The organism is Flavobacterium sp. (genome assembly GCF_040402835.1).
Classification (GTDB): domain Bacteria; phylum Bacteroidota; class Bacteroidia; order Flavobacteriales; family Flavobacteriaceae; genus Flavobacterium.
The window spans coordinates 1-1,553 of sequence record NZ_JBBALW010000057.1; the positions used below are offsets into that span (position 1 = coordinate 1).

Below are 1,553 nucleotides of genomic sequence, written 5' to 3' on the forward strand. Positions count from 1 at the left end.
GTTTAATTTATCTATTTTTGTCTAATAATCTGTATCGATTATTTAGGACTAGTCACATAAACCAAAACTATTCCGAAACTTTAATCTCAAACATTTTATCCCATTTTTTACCAGTTATAAAAATGGTTTTTGTTTTTGGGTTGTAAGCAATTCCATTCAATACTTCGGCATCTTTATTTTTTACTAATTTGCGCAAACTGGACATATTTAAAATTCCTTCAACCTTACCGCTTTCTGGATTTACTATCGCAATAGCATCTTTTTGCCAAATATTACTGTAAATTTTACCATTGATATATTCCAATTCATTCACGCTTTTTATTTTGCTACTTCCAGAATAAACATTAACATAATCAATCATTTTTTGAGTGTTTGCATCCATTTTCCAAATTTTCTCTGTTCCATCTGATTGATAAATATATTTTCCGTCATTGGTCATTCCCCAACCTTCAATTGGTTTGTCAAACGCAAAAGTTTTTTCAACCTTCCAAGTATCTACATTGTAAATAAAACCAACTTTTCCTTCCCAAGTCAACTGATAAATTTTGTTATTTATAAAAGTAATTCCTTCTCCAAAATAACCCGAATCCAATTTCAAAGTCTTATATATTTTTCCAGTTTTGTAATCTGTTTTCAATAATTTCGAAAATCCATAAAGTCCCGTTCCTTCATACAAGGTATCTCTAAAAAATTCTAAACCTTCGGTAAATGAAGTAATATCGTGCGGATAGGTATTTACAATAGTGAATTTTAATAATTTTGGTGACACATTAGAAACCAATTCTACTCTTGACGTTATTTCTTGATTTTCACCTTCAAAATAAACCAAAGCTTTCAAGTTTTGATAGCCTAATTTTTGATCTTTCAAGTTAAAAGCAACTGCTTCCAAACCTTTCTTGGAACCAATTTTTATATCGTTTACAAAATAAACAATACTGTCAATTTTCTTGTTTCCGGCATTCAATAATTGCAAAGACAAGGCATCTTCATTGCTATATTCGGTTCTAAATTTGCTGTCATCAAAACTAAAATATTTTTCAGTTGCCGATTTTGACCCGTTGCAACTAACAATAATTGCGCCTAATAAAATGATTGAGAGTAGGTTATAATTTTTCATAATGATTTTTAAAAGTCTTGTAATATACAACACAAAAGTTTATAATTTTCAGTTGCAAAAATACAAATTAATTGTATATTTGCAACGGCAAGTCCTACACGATCTGCTCCTGCGAAATCCCCCAGGATGGGAACATAGCAAGGGTAAGTGGTTGAGCGATGCGATGTAGGCCGCTTGCCTTTTTTAATAAAGTGATCTTCCTATTTGGAGGATTTTTTTTTTGGAGTTACACGATACAGCTTTCAACACGTTTGTACCCGCTTTTCGCTTCAATCCACGCTAAAAAGCGTGGGATTTTCACTGCAATCGGGACTAATGAATAACATTTGATTTTCAAAAAAACATTTTTACAATTCCCATAAATAACTATATTTACATTTTAAAATCATTGTTGTCCGATAAAAGTAAATAAAAAAGAAGCCAAAAAAAAGGCTTC

1 protein-coding gene and 1 other RNA gene are annotated in these 1,553 nt (G+C 30.8%); one reads left to right on the plus strand and one right to left on the minus strand.

Translation table 11 applies throughout. The features are described 5' to 3' along the window. Positions 1–67 precede the first annotated feature (67 nt). A complete protein-coding gene (locus AC9UEH_RS11510; protein WP_509532023.1) occupies positions 68–1,117 on the minus strand; it encodes a glutaminyl-peptide cyclotransferase in 1,050 nt (349 codons plus the stop codon). A gap of 85 nt (positions 1,118–1,202) precedes the next feature. On the opposite strand from AC9UEH_RS11510, the gene ffs reads away from it, so the two are divergent. After that, positions 1,203–1,300, plus strand: an RNA gene (gene ffs / locus AC9UEH_RS11515) — signal recognition particle sRNA small type. Positions 1,301–1,553 lie beyond the last annotated feature (253 nt).

Bases quoted from the DNA above. Each gene is read 5' to 3' on its own strand.
- AC9UEH_RS11510 (WP_509532023.1), bottom strand. From the start codon at position 1,117: ATGAAAAATTATAACCTACTCTCAATCATTTTATTAGGCGCAATTATT.